This window comes from Kitasatospora sp. NPDC050463, from assembly GCF_040655255.1.
GTDB lineage: Bacteria > Actinomycetota > Actinomycetes > Streptomycetales > Streptomycetaceae > Kitasatospora.
Map to the genome: position 1 here is coordinate 19,849 of NZ_JBFAJO010000083.1, position 16,444 is coordinate 36,292.

Here is a 16,444-nt window from a genome sequence, read left to right on the forward strand (position 1 = left end):
TAGGCTGGGTCCGGTGGTTCGCGCTCCAGGGCGACTGGTCCGTCCGGCCGGGACCGCAGAGGGGGTCAGGTGTTTCGCCGCTGGTGGTTCCTGCGTCTGCTCCGACCTGAGGAGCAGGGTCCGCGCCCGCCGAGCCGCCGAGAGTCGAAGCAGGCCGGGGAGATGGTGCTGCGCGAGTGGCAGGTGCTCCGCGACCGGCTGGCGGAGATCGCCGCCGAACGGGTCACGGCGGCCGGCGACGTCCTGCGGACGGCCGAGCTGCGGCTCCCACCGGAGGAGATCGCTGCCCGCCGGAACTACCTCTGGGCGCTGGAGGCGTACGACGCGGCGGGGCGGCTGCTGGACGAGGCCGTCGACCTGCCGGACCTGACCGCCGCCGTGGTGCTCGCCGAACAGGCGGTCGAGCGGCTGGCCGCCGCCCACACGGCGCACGCGGGCGGACGTCCCCGACCGTTCGCGGTCCGCTGCTTCTACAATCCGCTGCACGGTGACGCGGTCCGCCCGGCGCCGAAGTCGTCCGAGGCCGGCCGCAGGTCCCGCCGCCGGCCCACTGTCGGCGCCCGGGAGGCCGCCGCCGAGCGGCGACCGGCCTGTGCGGCCTGCCGCAACGCGATCCTGGCGGGCCAGAGCCCGGACGTGCTGCCCGCGTTGCTGCCGGCCGGGGCCCGCCGACGGGGCGGCGGCCCGGTGCTGGTGCCGTACTACGCCGTCCCGCAGCAGTGGTCACCGTGGTCGGCCACCGCCTGCGGCGCCTACGACGACCGGACGCCCGTCCTGGTCCTGCGTGGCGGCCACCGTCGACCGCGGCCCTGATCCCGCCCGCCGCGCGGCAGTCGAGCCGGCTCGGGCACTGGGCCACCGACGCGTCCGAGTCCGGCGCCGCCCGCCGGGCCCGGTGCTCCTGATGCGCCCGGCGCTCCCAGTGCTCCCGTCGCTCCCGGTGAACCCGTTGATCCCGAGTATCCGTCACTTCAACTGAAGGGGCCGCCCGGTGGATGGGCGGCCTCGGGTCGCACCGACTGAGGGAGTGCTCGTGAAGAAGATCAAGACGGTGGTGGCCGCCACCGTTCTCGCCGGGGTCGCGTTGACGGCGGCGCCCGCCGAAGCGTCCGCGGAGCCGATGCACTGCACCAGCCCCGCCTGGGGCGGCGAGTACCTCTGCGGTGCCGAGTACGGCCAGCCCGGTATGGCGGAGTACGCCTACCGGGACGGCCGCCGGATGGTGTTCGTCATCGGTACCGACCACGCCGTGTGGACGCGATCGAGCAGCGCCTCCGGTAAGAAGAGCTCCTGGAGCTCGCTGGGTGGCTACCTGACCGGTGGCGTCGGCATCCTCGCCTCCGACATGGGTGGTGGCCAGTTCGAGATCGGCGCGAAGGGCACGGACGACCGCCTCTGGGCCCGGCGCCACGCCGCGGACGGCAGCTGGAGCTCCTGGGCCCGGATCTCGTAACGTCCCCGCCCGCCCGGCGGGGCGGAACCCGGCTTCCGTTCCGCCCCGCCGGGCCCCGCCCCGCCCGGGGCGGCTCCGCCCCACCGGTGGCCGCCGACCTGATGGCGGCCTCAGCGTCGGGCCAGGGCCAGCACGCTCAGGGCGAACATCACGACGCCCAGGGGGAGATGGACCGCCGGGACGTGCGCGACGCCGAGCACGACCTGGACCGATGCGAGGACGAGGAAGCCCGACGCGTACCAGACGGGTCGGGGCGAGCCGCCGCCCGGCTTCCACGCCAGCACCGCCGCGAGCACGTACAGCATCGACGCCCCGTACATCACCCGGGCTCCGACGCTGTGCAGCGTCTCGCCGTAGGAGGCGGTCAGCAGCAGCCCGGCGGAGACCGCCTGGAGGAAGATCGTCAACGTCTGCAGGCCGATCGCGACCCGCAGGAACGAGGCGCCTCGCCGAGCCTTCGCCGTCGTCGTCACCTGAGTGGCCATGTCGCAGTCCCCTTGTCCGCCCTCGGGCAGTAGATCGATAAGGTCTCACCAGCCCGACGACACGGGCTCGCGAAAGGTAAGGCGAGGGGGCGAGCGGAATCATGCGGACCGCAGGGGCCGGCACGGCACCGGACGGCATGGCCGGCGAGCGGCGACAACTGATCAACGTCGCCTACCGGCTGCTCGGTTCGGTGACCGAGGCCGAGGACGCCGTGCAGGACGCCTACACGCGCTGGTACCGGCTGCCGCGGAGCCGGCAGGAGGAGATCCTCTCGCCGGGTGCCTGGCTGACGACGGTGACCAGCCGAATATGCCTGGACGTGCTCGGCTCGGCGCGGGCCCGCCGTGAACGCTATGTCGGCGCGTGGCTGCCCGAGCCGCTGCCCGACCGGACCGAGTGGGACCAGCCGGGCGGAGCCGGGCCGGCCGGCGTGGCGGACCCCGCCGACCAGGTCGTCCTGGACGAGTCGGTGTCCATGGCCTTCCTCGTCGTCCTGGAGTCGATGACGCCCGCCGAGCGGGTGGCGTTCGTCCTGCACGACGTCTTTCGCTACCCGTTCACGGAGATCGCCGACGTCCTCGACCGCACCCCCGCCGCCTGCAAGCAGTTGGCCTCCTCGGCCCGGCGCCGGGTCGGCGCCGAGCGTGCTCCGGTGCCGGCGACCGGTCAGGCCGCCGTGGTGAGAGACGTCAAGGAGGCGTGGCGGAGCAGGAACATCGCGGCCCTGGTCGCCCTCCTCGATCCGGCGGCCGTGATGACCGCGGACGGCGGCGGCATGGTGGGCACCGTCCTGCGCCCGGTCGAGGGTGGCGCGCGCATCGCCCAGTACATGGTCGCGATCGCCGACAAGGCCCCGGGGCTCGAACTCCTGGAACGGTCGGTCAACGGTGTGCCGGGTCTGGTCGCCCACCGCGCCGGCGTCGTCCTGACCGTGGCCGCATTCGACGTCTCCGACGGTCGCGTCACCCGCATCTGGGCGGTCCGCAACCCGGAGAAGCTGCGGCCCTGGGTGCGGGAGGGCTGAGCGGCCCGCCACCGGCCGGCCCGGCACCGGCCGGCCCGCCACCGGCCGGAGCGGGTCACAGCGGGGGGACGCCGCCCGGCCGGGCGCACGGAGGTCGTGGGCGCGGCCGGCGACTCCGGCCTCGGCGGCCCGACGGCATTCTCGGCGTTCTCAGCCGGACCGTGTCGTCACTCGAAGCGCGCGGGGTCACCGGCCCCGCGTCGGACGATCTCCGCGGCGCCGCCGGAGAAGTCGACGACCGTCGTCAGGTCCGTCCCGCAGTCGCCGGAGTCCACCACGGCGTCCAGTACGTGGTCGAGCCGCTCCTTGATCTCCCACCCCTGGGTCAGCGGCTCCTCCTCCCCGGGCAGGAGCAGGGTGCTGGAGAGGAGGGGCTCGCCGAGTTCGGCGAGCAGGGCCTGGGTGACGACGTGGTCGGGGATCCTGACCCCCACCGTCTTCTTCTTCGGGTGCATCAGACGGCGCGGGACCTCCTTGGTGGCGGGGAGGATGAAGGTGTAGCTGCCCGGTGTCGCCGCCTTGACCGCGCGGAAGACGGCGTTGTCGATGTGGACGAACTGCCCGAGCTGGGCGAAGTTCTCGCACATCAGGGTGAAGTGGTGCCGGTCGTCGAGCCGTCGGATCGACCGGATCCGGTCGAGGCCCTCGTGGTTGCCCATGCGGCAGCCCAGTGCGAAGGAGGAGTCGGTCGGGTACGCGATGAGGGCGCCGGAGCGGAGGCTGTCGGCCACGGTGCCGATGGTCCGGGCCTGGGGGGTCTGCGGGTGCACGTCGAAGTACTTCGCCATTGGTCGACCCTACGGGATCCACCGGGCCGACCGGCGCCAGGCCCGCGGGTGGGGGCCGGCACGGGTCGGGGTCGCCCTGCGGGCGGGCGTGGGCAGGCGGGCCGTCGCGGGCGGCGATGACGGCGGTCGCGAACGCGGCGACGGTCGGCCGACCTCGGCGACCGAGGAAAGGATTGTCCTCCTATTAGTCAATTCGGGTTACTGGCACCCTGGCGGGCGCATATCGGTGATTATGATCCACTTCTTGTGACGAACAGTCAGAGCACCGGAAAAGCAGCGCAGTCGGCCGACGTGGTGGTCCTCGGGGCCGGCCCCGCCGGCCTCCTGGCAGCGAACCTGCTCCACCGTGGCGGGATCGACTGCGTGGTCCTGGAGCGCGCCGACCGCAGCCACGTCCAGACCCGGGCGCGTGCCGGCTTCCTCGTGGCCAACACCGTACGGATCCTGGACCGCCACGGCCTGGCCGGGGGCCTGCACCGGCATGGCAGGCAGCACGGCACCTGCGAGTTCCGCACCGCCGAAGGCCGCTTCCGCCTGGACTACGGCGGCCTCGGCCGGGGCGAGCGGCACACCGTCTACCCCCAGCAGGACCTGGTCACCGACCTGTTGACGCACTACCTGGAGGCAGGCGGGCGGATCCACTTCGGGACCGAGGCCCTGGCCGTGCACGACGCGGACACCTCCCGTCCGTCCGTGGCCGTACGGGAGGCGGACGGCCGCCCCGGCCGGTGGCGGGCCAGGTACGTGGCCGGCTGCGACGGCCGGCACGGTGCGGCCCGGCGGTCCCTGCCGCCCGGAGCCCTGCGCCACCGCCGGGACCACGGGATCTCCTGGCTCGGCCTGCTCGCCCAGGCGCCACCGAGCCTGGACGCCGTGGGCTACGCGGTCCACGACCGGGGCTTCGCCGGGCACATGGCCCGCACCTCGGAGGTCACGCGCTACTACCTGCAGTGCGAACGCGGCACCGCGGCCGCGGCCCGGTCCGACGAGCACATCTGGGATGAACTCGAAACGCGGATGTACGCCGCGGAGCACGGACCGCTGAACCGGGGTCGGATCCTCCACCGCGGGGTCGTCGACTTCGAGTCCGACGTCATCGAACCGCTGCGCCACGGATCGCTCCTCCTGGCGGGGGACGCGGCGAGCCTGATCAGTCCGTCCGCCGCGAAGGGGGCCAACCTCGCGGTCCTGGAGGCGGAACTGCTCGCCCAGGCCCTGATCGCCGACCTCGCGCACGGCGACGCCGCAGCCCTGGAGCGGTACTCACGGGAGGCCCTGGCCCACATCTGGCGGGCGCAGGAGTTCTCACACTGGATGATCCGGCTGCTGCACCGGGAGCCCTCCGCCCCGGAAGGCGAATCGTTCTTTCACGAATCCTTGCGGCTCTCGCGCCTCGAATCGCTGCGTACCTCGCGCACCCACCAGGACTGGTTCGCCGAGAACTACACCGGCGTCTGAGTCGCCCGCCCCACTCCGTCCGGCTGCCTGCTGCCCGCTGCCGGCCGGACTCCCGCACACCCTGACAAGGACACGCACCATGCCGACCACAACGACGCCCCCGGACGCCGACGACGCCGTCCGCCTTCTCGCGGCGGCCGCGTTCGTCCGGGAGCACGACAGCACCGAGCTGCTCCGGCTCCTGCTGCCCGGCCTCCGCGGACCGCGGCTGCGGGCGCTGGCGGACCACTGCACCTTCGCGCACGCCGCGGTGCTCGTCTTTCCGCCGGACCAGGAGGCACTGCACGACCAACTGGCCGCCTGCGGCCTGGCCACCGACGCACCACCGACGCCCAGCACCGTGGTCCGTGAGCGGCTGGCGCTTCGGCACGGGCACGACGCGGCGGGCCTGGACGTCGCCATCCTGTGGCCGCCGCTGCACGGTCCGCGCGGCGAGCCCCGGGTGGTCGAGGTGTTCGCGCTGACCGTCCCGCCGGGTTCCGAGCTGGCCCCGATCGCCGCGCACGAGCGTGCCGCACAGCACGAGGCACATCTCGCCTTCGAGGTCGGGTCCGCCGACCCACTCGTGCTGGACGGCCTGTGCGCACTCCTCACCCGGCACGGCGCGCGCCCCGACGGCGGCGGTCACAACCCGCACGAGGACGGCACCGTCCTCTACTTCACCGCTCCCGCCGGGGCGCGGACCGGGTACCGACGGCTGGAGCTCCATGTGGCGGGCGCCCACCCGGACACCCTGGCCGCACACCTCGGCGAGCACCCGGGCGAGCACGAGGGCCTGCCGGGCGAGGTCCCGGCGCAGCGCCACCAGCACGGGCCAGCCGAACCGCACGGGCCCGCCGAACCGCACCGCGAAGCCGAAACGCTCCTGCACCTGCTCACCGGAGCCTGGACGACCCAGGCCCTTACGGTGTTCGCCCGTCTGGGGGTGCCCGACGCCCTGGACACCGGCACGGGGACCAGCGCCGAGGCGCTGGCACACCGGGTCGGCGCCCACCCGCAGAGCCTCGCGACCCTCCTGCGCTACCTCGTCATGCTGAACGTGGTGGCGCACCACCCGGACGGCTTCCGGCTCACCGGGACCGGGGCGCTCCTGAGGACGGACGCCCCGGGGTCGATGCGGCCGTTGGCACTGATGTACGGCGGTCCGTTCTACCGCTCCTTCGCGGAACTCGGGCACACCGTGCGGACCGGCCAGGCCGCCTTCGACCACCTCTTCGGCGAGAACCACTTCGACCACTTCGCCCGCGACCCCGAACTGGCGGAGCTCTTCGACCGGTCGATGGCCGCGAGCTCCCGGATGTTCGAGCCGATTCCCGCCCATCCGGCCCTCGCGGCCGCAGGCCGGGCGCCCGTTCCCGGCACCGTCGTCGACATCGCCGGCGGGGACGGGGAACTGCTCGGACGCGTCCTGGCCGCGCACCCGCGCCTGCGCGGTGTCCTGCTCGAACGCCCGCACGCCGTCGCCGCCGCCCGCAGGCTGCTGGACACGGCGGGCTGCGGCGGACGCTGCACGTACCTGACGGGCGACTTCGCGGACGTACCGCCGGGCGCGGACGTCTACCTGCTCTCCCGGGTCCTGCACGACTGGAGCGACGAGCGCTGCCGGGAGATCCTGCGCCACGTGGCCCGCGCGATGCCCGCCCACGCCGACCTGCTCATCGTCGAGCGGGTGCTGCCCGCCGACGGCTCGACCTCGCTGGCCACCGCGTGGGACCTCCACATGATGTGCAACACCGGCGGCCGCGAACGCCGCGCCGACCACTTCGCCCGGCTGCTGGCCGACGCCGGCCTCGAACTCGTGGACGGCTCGCCGCTACCGCTCGGCGGCACCGTCCTGCACGCGCGCAAGGCCTCGGTACCGGCCCCCGCACGGTCGGACCGCCAAGCAGCGGCCACGGCGGGAGCGACGGCCCGCTAGCCGGCCGGCCGCCGGCCCCCGACCCCCGGGCCCGTCCGCGCGGCCGCTGTCCGGGGGCCGGGGCCAGGGGCGCGGCCCCCGCGTGCGGCCGAGCGCGAGGGCTCAGGCCGCCCTGCCGGTGACGGACAGGTGCGAACACGCGGACCGCGCGGCCTCCAGGAATTCAGCGCGCAGGGAGGTGACACGTTCGATGAGCGGGTCACGGGTGAGGCCACCGGCCATGGCCGACCAGGACGGAGGGCAGCGGTCCGCCAGAGCGAGAACCCGGACGACCTCGTCACCCGACAGGCACTCGCTCTCCAGAAGGCAGAACTCCAACAGGTCCCTTTCCCCACGCCTCTCCTCGAACCTCTTGTCCGGCCACTCCTGGAGGAGGCACCACGCGACCCACGCCGCTCCATGCTGCGGATGGTCACAGTCCTCCGTGTCGTCATCGCACCAGCCGCACTCCAGGGCCTCCACGGCGGGGCGAAGCACGGCCCGGTCCAGGGCCAGCCTCTCCAGCGACCGGCAGCGGTCCAGCAACTGCTCGGCGGGGGAGGAGAGTTCCGGTGAGGCCAGCACCTCCAGCGCCCCGAAGGCCGACTCCATGGCCCTGCCGTGCTCGGTGAGCTGTGCACCACGCTGATCGAGGTCTACGCTCGACAGCCTTCGGACCGTCGCGACCAACGCGTCGGCCGCACGGAGGAAGGCGAACGACGCCTCGGCCAGTACGTCCTGCCGCCTGAACTCCTGCTCACTCCGCACCTGGACGTGGACCGCGGCGATGGCGGCACCCGCCTGGCTGCGTCCTGCGCTCAGTGCCGCGTCTGCGGCCCGCTCACCGGAGCGCCTGGTCCACCAGGCCGCGACGAAGCCGATGGGAAGGGCGAGCACTGCCGGAACGACGGCCCCGAGGTCTGCAACGGTCACGGATCCGAGCCTGCCCGGACTGCCGGTCCCTGGCGGGCGGTTGGCCGATGCTGTACAGGAGGCGACCGGTGCTGATTCGTGGTTGACCGCTCAGCGTCCGAATACTTCAGCGTTCACGACAACACCGCTGACGGGGGTACACAGGGACGGCTCGCCAGGAAAGGGGCTCGCCAAAAACGCCCCCGACGACCGGGGCGCGGGCGGGCCGACCCGGCCGCGCAGCCGCGCCTCGCCCACGGGCGGTACTGTCCGGTCTCCCGTCGGGACGGCACACACCTCCACCAGGTGGTGCGCTTCACGGCTGCCGATCGCGGCCGGCGGCCGCCGCCCAGCCGATCCCGATCACCGCCGCGAGCACCACGAGCACCACACCCAGCACGATCGACGTCAGGCCTCCGCTGGTCAGACTGTCCAGCTGTTCCCGGTAGGTGGTGTCGTGCGGTGCGGGCATCCCCTCGGAGATCGAGCCGGTGACCTTGGGGTGGCAGATGTCACCCGGCACCATCGGCCGGCCGTAGCAGGTGGGCACCGCGGTGTTCAGCTTGTCGACGCCGGACAGGACCAGGCCGGCCCCGCCGGCGAGGACGAGAAGCAGGATCACGATTCCCATGACCGACACGGCCCCTGTCCGTCGTGCGGCCGCCGAACCGGCGCGCCCTCGGACACTTCGACGCAGCACCCCTCCCGGCCGGTTCCGCCGAACCGGGTGCGGCCGTCGGCTGCCTTGCTGCCAGCTGCTCTGACGCCACGTCAGGCGGGCGCGAGCGGTGCGGAACTGCGTCGTCGGGGGTGAACCGTCGCTGGCGGCGGCCCGGTTCACCGGCTGACCCTGGCTCATCCGGTCCGTCGGCAGGGCCGTGACCGGCCGCGACCGGAGAGGTCGAGTCCCGTGCGAGCCCGGCGGGCTCAGGGCAGGGCGAGCCGCAGCGTCTCGCTGACGGCGTTCATCGTCCGCTCGTCGAGTCGGCTCTCCTGGACCTCGACGTCGTAGAGGCCGGGGCGGATGGTGGTCACGAAGTCGGTGAGGACGTGGCCGGCGACGTCGTCCACCGCACAGGACTGGTGGTCGCCGATGGACACGGCGGTCGGCCACTCGTCGGAGCCGGTGCCGATCTGGGCGACGACGACGGTGTCGAGGACGGTGTTGCGGGTGTCGTTGGAGATCACCACCCACATCCCGCCCATGCCGTCGCGCCCGACGACGATCACGTCTCCGCGCCGGAGCGTGGTCACAGGCTTCCCTCCATGGCGCTGACGGCGAAGTAGGTGGCGCGGTCCGCGAGCGCCGTCTCCTCCCCGCACCCGAGCGAGCGGCTCATGTGCCGGTAGCCCGCCTCCAGGGTGACGGCCAGCGCCCGGTCGAGGGCAGCGATGTGGACGAAGCGCTTGACCGGGAGGCCGAGGCCGGCCGCCGCTCGGCGGATCCGGGTCAGCTCGGCCTCCGTGAACGAGACATTCAAGGCTGGCATGGCCACGACGGTACCGCCCTCCGGTACCGATGGCCAGGTGTCGCCCGGTGCCGGATCGGGGTCCGCCGGCCGTCAAGACAGGGCGATCGGCCCCCTACCCGCCCCGCGCCGGACAATCCCGCCGTCGGCGCCGCCTTGACAGCCCCACCGGACGGCGCCGGCTGCTCTCCTTGTCCTCCGGCACCACCACCGAGAGGCCATCGCACCCTGACAGGAGAACAGCTATGTCCATCCCCGCAACTCGCAAGGCACTGACCGTCCTCGCGGCGGGCGCGGCACTCGTCGGCGCCACCCTCGCCGGCGCCGCGCCGGCCTCCGCCGCCACGCGGCAGGTCGACTCCCAGGTCCCCTGCGCGACCTCCTACTACCACTGGTGCGACGCCGTCAGCGCCAGCGGCGAGTACGCGCAGATGAACGTGTACTGGGGGAGCGACGGCCACGAGTACGTCGACGCGTTCCTCAACACCACCCACTACGGCCAGAACCTGTGGATCCTGACGTGGAACGGCAGCGGCTGGGACTGGTCCGGGGTCCCCGCCACCATCTACGAGGGCGACGGCTACTGGGGGGCCGTGGACAACGGCCGCTCCGACGCCGGCAAGACCATCAAGCTCGCCGTCTACAACTGGGACACCGGCGGCTACCTCTACACCAACGCGCACTGACCCGAGCGGCGCGACCGGCCTGAAGGCCCGAAGCCCTCGCACTCCGAGTGCGAGGGCTTCGCCGTCGTGCGGGCGGGGCTGCGGCCTCAGTCCTGGCGGCTGGTCACTTCCAGCAGGTGCATCCCGAACTGGGTCTTCACCGGTCCCTGGACCTCACCGACCGGGGCCGAGAAGACGACCCTGTCGAACTCGGGCACCATCTGTCCCGGACCGAACGCGCCCAGGTCGCCACCGTCGCGCGCCGAGGGGCACGACGAGTGCTTCTTGGCCAGCTCGGCGAAGTCCGAGCCGTTCGCGATCTGCTCCTTCAGCTGCAACGCTTCCGTCTCGGTCTTCACCAGAATGTGCCGTGCGGTGGCCCTGGCCATCTGTCACGTCCTCTCAAGTACCACGCTGTCCGGGCTCGGTGCCCGGGGCCTCCATCCACGGCAGCGTCACGGACCGGACCAGCCGCAGGCCCCTCGGCCCTCACCACCCGCCTCCGAAGGCCGGGCACGCACCACCGTATCCGCACCCCGCCGACGGGTTCAAAGCGGTCCCGCACCGTCCCCGCCGGGCCGCCGGAGGGCCTCGCGGACATCGCGGGGGTGTCTGCGCTCTTCGGATACCTGGCCGCCACCCGAAATTCACAGACGGGGTCTACCCGCATAGACGGTGTCGGGCGATCCTGGTGGCTTACCGCTTCCCGCACGGTTTCCCCAGTCCGAGGTCCACCGCCCTCACCGGGAGAGCAGATGAAGCCCCGCACCGCAGTCACCGTCGTCGTCCTCGCCATGGCCGGGCTCGCCGTCGCGGCGCCCACGGCCGGCGCCAGTGGTACCAAGCTGTCGCAGTCGACGGCCGCCGCCCAGTTCAGGAGCGCCGGAATCACCTGGAGTTCCAGCGGCGGCTGCACCACCCGATCCAACTCCACCTGCACCTCGTTCGAGCAGATCAACTCCGGCACGGTGAGCACGATCATCACCCTCAAGCAGTCCAGCGGCTGTGCCATCAACATCACGGGCGGCACCGAAGTGGGCCACGCCTCCGGGACGTACAGCCACTACAACGGCTACAAGGTCGACATCTCCCGCAACTCCTGCATCGACGGCTACATCCAGAACAGCTTCACCTACATCGGCTACCGGGGCGACGGCTACCCGCAGTGGAAGGCCGCCTCGGGCAACCTGTACTGCAACGAGGGCAACCACTGGGACATCCTGGTCTACTGACGCCGGCCTCCGGGGGCGGGCGTCACCAGGAAAGGCGCCCGCCCCCGCAGGAGCGCGGCACGGCACCGACCGTCGTGCCCGCCGGGCCCGGCCGCGCTGCCCCGGCGCACCGGCATCGTGGTGTGAAGGGCGGGTGGTCACGCAACTCCGCAGCGCACCCGGCTCAGTTCTGGTGGTCGATCTTCTGCTCCCGCATCAACGTCTCCAGCTCCGCGTCCGACAACGGGTGCAGAGTGTCCAGGAGGTGGCGCAGCCCGGATTCGTCGAGCGTCTGGCTGGAGACCTCGACATCCCTGTCCGGGTAGCGGCGGACGAGGGTGACGGCGCGGACGCCACCGGAGAACTCACGGACCGTGAGCATCTCGCCGCTCGCGTCCACCGCGCAGGTGACGCCCTCCTCCGCGGGTTCGGGGCATCGGGGGGCCGGCGTGAACGGCGGGCGCACCGTGAGGCCCGCGTACCCGGGCTCCGCTCCCTGGTGGACGGGGCGGTAGTCGACGGTGAAGAAGCCGGGGCCCGCCTCGGCACGGGACACCTCCATCCCCGCCGGTGCGGCGCCCAGGTACAGCAGCTCCGGACGCTCCCGGTAGCGCGCGACCTCCCTCTCGTGCTGGCGCTGCTGCGCCTGTGCCGGGCCGACGAATCCCACGTAGGCCACCGCGGCCGCCAGCACGGCCAGCGCCCCGAGCCGCACTCGTCGGCTCGGCACGAAGAACGCCGCCGCCAGCGCGTACGGCATCCCCGTCAGTGCGATCCGGGCGCCGGCGCTCCCCAGGTCGACGTTCCCGGCGTAGGCGGCCAGACCTGCCAGGACCCCGAGCGTGCCGAGGACGGCGACCAGTACCGCCCAGCCCAGCCGCTTCGGCCCCGAGCCGCACAGCGGCACGACGGTCCGCGCCGGTATGCCCGCCGTGGCCAGCAGGCCGACCATCAGCGGCACGCCCAGCGCGAGGACCGGTACCGTCGCACCGGTTCCGCCACCCCACCCCGTCAGGACCAGTCCGAAGCCGAACGTCGGCACCATGGCCGCCATGTACGCCCAGACCAGGACGAGATGCAGGGCAGTCAGCGCCCCTCTGCCGCTCTTCATAGGGCGGATCCTGCCAGCCGGGTTCCCCGGCGCACATGAGTACCCGTACTCAGTCCGGCACCCTGTCGCCTCGATTCTGCTGCGGGGATGTCACGGGCGTGTTGCTCGCGATGGCGTTTCCGGTACGCCTCTTGATCGTCTCCCGGTCGCATGTGAACGTGGCCGGACGCCCGGTGATCGGTCTCCGGGCCCCGACAGTCGAACCGCGCCGCTCCGTACCGAGCCCGTCGCGGACAGAACGGAGGAACCGGTGCCGTCGCCTTCGCAGCCCCTTCGCAAGCTGGGCTTCCTGACCATCGGGCTGTTCGACCCCGCCGACCCCGGCCCGGGACACGAGTCGACGCTCCAGCTCATCGAGCTCGGCGAGCAGCTGGGATTCGACAGCGCCTGGGTGCGCCACCGGCACCTCCAGCACGGGATATCGTCCCCCGTCGCCCTGCTCGCCGCGGCCTCGCAGCGCACCCGCCGCATCCACCTCGGCACCGCGGTCATCCCGCTGGGATGGGAGAACCCGCTGCGCCTGGCCGAGGACCTCGCGACCACCGACATCCTGTCCGGCGGCCGGCTCAATCCCGGCATCAGCGTCGGACGGCCGGGCCACTGGGACCAGGTCGCCCCCGCGCTGTATCCGGACACCGCCGAGGCCGAGGAGTTCGGCTACGAGCGGGTCCGGCGGCTGCTGGGCTTCGTGAAGGGCGAGCCCGCCACCGAGTTCAGCGGCGTCGAGGGCATCGAGGTGTACTCCGACCGGGTCCAGCCCGTCGCGCCCGGCCTGGCGAGCCGTGTCTGGTACGGCGGCGGGAGCCTGCGCTCGGCCCGGTGGGCGGGTGAGCAGGGGCTCGGCCTGCTGACCAGCAACGTGGTGCGGGCGGAGGAATCGGAGGACTTCGCCGAGATCCAGCGCTCGCAGATCGAGGCCTTCCGCGCTCACCACCCAGAGGGCGGGCGCGCCCGGGTCTCCCAGGGGCTGGTGGTCATCCCCACCGACAGCGCCTCGGCGGAGCAGCGCGCGAAGTACCTGGACTACGCCCGGAACCGGCTCCCGCGCACCGCCGCCCCGCAGGGGCCGGCGCGCACGGTCTTCGCGGCGGACCTGGTGGGGACGTCCGCCGAGATCGCCGAGCGGCTGTACGCCCACGCCGCGTTCCGGGAGGTCGACGAGGTCGTCTTCGCCCTGCCGTTCACCTTCGGCCACCGGGACTACGTGCAGATCCTCACCGACATCGCGACCCGGCTCGCCCCCGCGCTCGGATGGCGGCCGACCGTCTGAACCGGCGCCGTCCCGGCCGGAGGTTCGGGCGGGGTGCCTCCGACCTCCTGGTCGAAGTAGTCGCAGGTGTCCGCGGTGATCCGCTGGTAGCTGCCGGAGCCCGCGAGCTCGGTGACGACCGGATCCGGGCCGATCGGACGCTGGGTCCCGGCACCCGCGGCTCTCCCGGGCGGTGCCGGGAGTCGATGAGGCGTCAGGATCGGTCCGCTCGGAAACGCGAACGATCCGGCCCGGCGCGGCGCCGCAGGTCTGCGGGTGCGGCCGGTGCCTCAGCGCTTCGCGGAGCTCTGCGCGGCGAGGGACCAGGGTGCGGCCCACAGGGGGACGACCTCGACGGCACCGGCGGAGCCCCGGGTGCGGCTCCCGGTGGAGTGCGGCGGGGCAGCGGCGGGTCGGACGGTCCTCGGGTGGGTGGTCATGGTGTTCGCGGTGGTCATGCCCGGAACCTATCCGGCGGCACTGACAGGCGCCCCGCGCTTGCGCAGCCGCGCGAACGGTGATGGAGAGACGCGCCGGTCCGCCGTGGCGGACGGCGGACGGCGAGTACGACCGCCTCGGGGTCCGCGCGTCGTGAGTCGAAGGACACGACCCGCTCGGACTCCTGGGAGTAGCGGCGCAGGGTGTGGGTGCCGGAGCGGGGCTTCCACCAGCCCGGCACCCAGACCGGTCCCGACGGCCCGCCGCGGGAACCATGCCGCACCCCGGGGTACCGTTCCTTCATGAACGAGTCCCGCCACCCGTCACCCCGCCAGGACACGGCGTCGACCAGCTCCCTCCGGGCCCGGTACGCCCGCAGCTACAGGATGCGTGTCGCCGTGCTGTTCGCGGGTGTGATCCGCGACGGGCTCCTCGCCGCCTTCAAGGCCGTGTCGAAGACGTCCCGCCGCTCCAACTCGGGCGACAGCGACTCCTGACAGCGCGCCGTACCAGGGTCCGTCCGGCCACGCACCGGGAAGCGGTGGCCGCGACGCTGGAAGAGGTCGTGCGGCATTCCGCCACTCTGCGGCCCGAGGGTTTCATGGTTCGGCTCGCGAGCACGTCGGCGGTGTCACCGCCCGACCAGCGGGCGGGCAGTGACCACCTCGCGACCTACCCGCGAAGCGCTGCCCCGGCTTCCGGCACGTCGCCGGCCGGGCGTTGACGGGCCGAACTCCCCGGCGGTGTCCGCCCGGTGGCCGTGGTCGTCACGCCGTGGCGGGCCCGCCCGGCACCGCGTCGCCGTCCGCGGCCAGCAGCACGGCCCTCACCGCCATGATCACCCCCAGCGGCCGGCCGGGCTGAGGACTACCCCAACCCGAGCCGCCGGCCGACAAAGGACGCCCAGGTGCTCAGCGCCCGGCCTCGGGCTGGCCGTTCGCCGTGTAGCGACCTCGATCCGGTCGGTGGGCGCGTCCGGCCTTGACGAGGCGCTCCAGACTGGCGCGGATCGCGTGGATGTTGCCCTCGATGGAGTCCAGGCCCAGTTGTTCGGTCACCTCGCGGGCGCGCAGCGGGCCCGCGGCCCGGGTCAGCACCTCCAGGACGCTGTCCGAGCCGGCGACCTGGCGCTTCGGGCTCGCCGCCGGCGCCTTGACGGGCGACTCGCCACTGGCGGGGCTCGGCTGCGCCGCCGTGGTCCTGGCCGTCGACACCCGCTTGGTGGTGGTCTTGGGCCCGGTGCCCGCGGCCCGCCCGGTGGCCTTCTTCGCGCTGGGGGCTGAGGCGCGCGTTGCCCGTGCGGGTGCGGGTGCGGGTGCGGGTGCGGGTGCGACCTTCTTCGCCGCGTCCGCCTTCTTGGCAGGGCGCTTCTTGGCGGCCGTCCTTTCACCGGTCCCCGCCCTCGCAGCAACAGGACCGTCCTGGGTGGGCGCCGCCTGCTTGCCGCTCGGCTCGGCCGCTGCCCCGGTCTCCCGCACGGCCCCGGTCTCCCGCACGGCCCCGGTTTCCCGCACGGCCCCGGTCGGGGCCGGCGGCAACGTGGGAGTGCTCGGTTCACCCTGGCCGTCGAGCGGCGTGGCGGACAACAGCCGCAGCCCTTCCAGCGCCTTGGTGATGGCGTCCTGCTCCGCGCTGACGGCGGCGAGCTCCGCCTCCGCCCGGCGGCGTCGCTCCTGCACGGCGGGCAGCTGCGCCTCCAGCAGGGCGATCGTCGATCCCACACCAGTGTCCGACCCAAAGGTCTTTCCGCTTCCCACAAGCACTCCCACCGCATCGTCATTCACCAGTCGTGGTAGCGAATTTACGGCTTCCGCAGTGATCCTGCCGGGTTTGCGGGGATTCCCCTCGTGAGGGGGTGGTTCACCACCGGCGCCGCGACGGTTACCGGGTAACCTCGCGCACCCGCGGGGGAGAGGCCGAGAGTCGAGGTCGGAGCTGAAACGTCACCGTCCTCGGGCCGGAGCGCCCGGTCCTGGTGGGAGCGGCGGACGGGGGTGGACCAGGCCGGGACAGCGGGGTGTCTGTAACTCGGCAACTCACACGGCCAGTTGGCGACCAATGAGCCGGAGCAAGATGGGGGGTGGGTGGGAACCTGCCCACCCACCCCCATTTGGTCGCGACCCTCACGACCTTCCTGGTGCGTTCACTGGCCACCCGAACCGCTCAGCCACGGTTGCGCTGGGCAGTTCGGGTGTGGTGTGGGGGTTCAGAGTTCGTTGTCGATGAAGGCGAACATCTCGTCGTCGGTGGCGTCTTGGAGTTGGTCGGCGACTTCGTCCTCGT

Annotated in this window: 19 protein-coding genes; 9 read left to right on the forward strand and 10 right to left on the reverse strand. The window is 72.9% G+C overall.

Annotated elements, in window-relative coordinates:
* Nucleotides 1-69 precede the first annotated feature (69 nt).
* Together AB0J08_RS34700 and AB0J08_RS34705 are read left to right on the forward strand one after the other, a co-directional pair.
* Nucleotides 70-813 carry a hypothetical protein gene (locus tag AB0J08_RS34700; RefSeq protein ID WP_360642050.1) on the forward strand — a complete coding sequence of 248 codons (744 nt, stop codon included), beginning with the start codon at nt 70-72 and terminating at the stop codon, nt 811-813.
* A 220-nt stretch (nt 814-1,033) separates the two neighbouring features.
* Nucleotides 1,034-1,453, forward strand: coding sequence for a hypothetical protein (locus AB0J08_RS34705; RefSeq protein WP_360642052.1), 420 nt, complete (start codon nt 1,034-1,036; stop codon nt 1,451-1,453).
* Between the two features lie 110 nt (nt 1,454-1,563).
* Here AB0J08_RS34705 and AB0J08_RS34710 read toward each other — a convergent pair whose 3' ends face one another.
* Nucleotides 1,564-1,938: a hypothetical protein gene (locus tag AB0J08_RS34710; protein ID WP_360642054.1), complete on the reverse strand. Its 375-nt coding sequence runs from the start codon at nt 1,936-1,938 to the stop codon at nt 1,564-1,566.
* A 101-nt stretch (nt 1,939-2,039) separates the two neighbouring features.
* Between AB0J08_RS34710 and sigJ the strand changes: the two genes are divergently transcribed.
* Entirely contained in the window at nt 2,040-2,963 is a 924-nt protein-coding gene (gene sigJ / locus AB0J08_RS34715; protein ID WP_360642056.1) for an RNA polymerase sigma factor SigJ, read from the forward strand.
* Nucleotides 2,964-3,130: 167 nt separating this feature from the next.
* On the opposite strand, the gene AB0J08_RS34720 is transcribed toward sigJ, so the two are convergent.
* Nucleotides 3,131-3,751 (reverse strand): L-threonylcarbamoyladenylate synthase, encoded by a 621-nt coding sequence (locus tag AB0J08_RS34720; protein ID WP_360642058.1) that lies wholly within the window; start codon nt 3,749-3,751, stop codon nt 3,131-3,133.
* A 246-nt stretch (nt 3,752-3,997) separates the two neighbouring features.
* Between AB0J08_RS34720 and AB0J08_RS34725 the strand changes: the two genes are divergently transcribed.
* Both AB0J08_RS34725 and AB0J08_RS34730 read left to right on the forward strand, forming a co-directional pair.
* Nucleotides 3,998-5,209, forward strand: coding sequence for a 4-hydroxybenzoate 3-monooxygenase (locus tag AB0J08_RS34725; RefSeq protein WP_360642060.1), 1,212 nt, complete (start codon nt 3,998-4,000; stop codon nt 5,207-5,209).
* A gap of 79 nt (nt 5,210-5,288) precedes the next feature.
* The gene (locus AB0J08_RS34730; RefSeq protein WP_360642062.1) at nt 5,289-7,127 is read left to right on the forward strand and encodes a methyltransferase; all 1,839 of its coding nucleotides are present in this window, start codon (nt 5,289-5,291) and stop codon (nt 7,125-7,127) included.
* Between the two features lie 102 nt (nt 7,128-7,229).
* Here AB0J08_RS34730 and AB0J08_RS34735 read toward each other — a convergent pair whose 3' ends face one another.
* The 4 genes from AB0J08_RS34735 to AB0J08_RS34750 form a co-directional block, all read right to left on the reverse strand.
* Nucleotides 7,230-8,039 (reverse strand): hypothetical protein, encoded by an 810-nt coding sequence (locus AB0J08_RS34735; RefSeq protein ID WP_360642064.1) that lies wholly within the window; start codon nt 8,037-8,039, stop codon nt 7,230-7,232.
* A gap of 295 nt (nt 8,040-8,334) precedes the next feature.
* Nucleotides 8,335-8,649 (reverse strand): hypothetical protein, encoded by a 315-nt coding sequence (locus AB0J08_RS34740; protein ID WP_360642065.1) that lies wholly within the window; start codon nt 8,647-8,649, stop codon nt 8,335-8,337.
* 296 nt (nt 8,650-8,945) lie between these two features.
* A complete protein-coding gene (locus AB0J08_RS34745) occupies nt 8,946-9,272 on the reverse strand; it encodes a type II toxin-antitoxin system PemK/MazF family toxin (protein ID WP_360642067.1) in 327 nt (108 codons plus the stop codon).
* Nucleotides 9,269-9,508, reverse strand: coding sequence for a hypothetical protein (locus tag AB0J08_RS34750; protein ID WP_360642069.1), 240 nt, complete (start codon nt 9,506-9,508; stop codon nt 9,269-9,271). The genes AB0J08_RS34745 and AB0J08_RS34750 overlap by 4 nt, the downstream gene beginning before the upstream one ends.
* A 224-nt stretch (nt 9,509-9,732) precedes the next feature.
* On the opposite strand from AB0J08_RS34750, the gene AB0J08_RS34755 reads away from it, so the two are divergent.
* Nucleotides 9,733-10,173, forward strand: a complete 441-nt coding sequence (locus AB0J08_RS34755; RefSeq protein WP_360642071.1) for a hypothetical protein — start codon at nt 9,733-9,735, stop codon at nt 10,171-10,173.
* A gap of 86 nt (nt 10,174-10,259) precedes the next feature.
* Here the strand turns inward: AB0J08_RS34755 and AB0J08_RS34760 are convergent, their stop codons facing one another.
* Nucleotides 10,260-10,541, reverse strand: coding sequence for a peptidylprolyl isomerase (locus AB0J08_RS34760; RefSeq protein WP_360642073.1), 282 nt, complete (start codon nt 10,539-10,541; stop codon nt 10,260-10,262).
* A gap of 366 nt (nt 10,542-10,907) precedes the next feature.
* Between AB0J08_RS34760 and AB0J08_RS34765 the strand changes: the two genes are divergently transcribed.
* On the forward strand, nt 10,908-11,384 hold the full coding sequence (locus tag AB0J08_RS34765) for a hypothetical protein (protein ID WP_360642075.1): 477 nt from the start codon (nt 10,908-10,910) through the stop codon (nt 11,382-11,384).
* A 163-nt stretch (nt 11,385-11,547) separates the two neighbouring features.
* Here AB0J08_RS34765 and AB0J08_RS34770 read toward each other — a convergent pair whose 3' ends face one another.
* On the reverse strand, nt 11,548-12,474 hold the full coding sequence (locus AB0J08_RS34770) for a hypothetical protein (RefSeq protein WP_360642077.1): 927 nt from the start codon (nt 12,472-12,474) through the stop codon (nt 11,548-11,550).
* A 250-nt stretch (nt 12,475-12,724) separates the two neighbouring features.
* Here AB0J08_RS34770 and AB0J08_RS34775 point away from each other — a divergent pair, with 250 nt between their 5' ends.
* Nucleotides 12,725-13,744, forward strand: a complete 1,020-nt coding sequence (locus tag AB0J08_RS34775) for an LLM class flavin-dependent oxidoreductase (protein WP_360642079.1) — start codon at nt 12,725-12,727, stop codon at nt 13,742-13,744.
* A 269-nt stretch (nt 13,745-14,013) separates the two neighbouring features.
* Here AB0J08_RS34775 and AB0J08_RS34780 read toward each other — a convergent pair whose 3' ends face one another.
* The gene (locus AB0J08_RS34780) at nt 14,014-14,181 is read right to left on the reverse strand and encodes a hypothetical protein (RefSeq protein ID WP_360642081.1); all 168 of its coding nucleotides are present in this window, start codon (nt 14,179-14,181) and stop codon (nt 14,014-14,016) included.
* 282 nt (nt 14,182-14,463) lie between these two features.
* Between AB0J08_RS34780 and AB0J08_RS34785 the strand changes: the two genes are divergently transcribed.
* Complete coding sequence (locus AB0J08_RS34785) at nt 14,464-14,658, forward strand: hypothetical protein (RefSeq protein WP_360642083.1); 195 nt, start codon at nt 14,464-14,466, stop codon at nt 14,656-14,658.
* A 414-nt stretch (nt 14,659-15,072) separates the two neighbouring features.
* On the opposite strand, the gene AB0J08_RS34790 is transcribed toward AB0J08_RS34785, so the two are convergent.
* On the reverse strand, nt 15,073-15,882 hold the full coding sequence (locus tag AB0J08_RS34790; protein ID WP_360642085.1) for a hypothetical protein: 810 nt from the start codon (nt 15,880-15,882) through the stop codon (nt 15,073-15,075).
* Between the last annotated feature and the right edge of the window lie 562 nt (nt 15,883-16,444).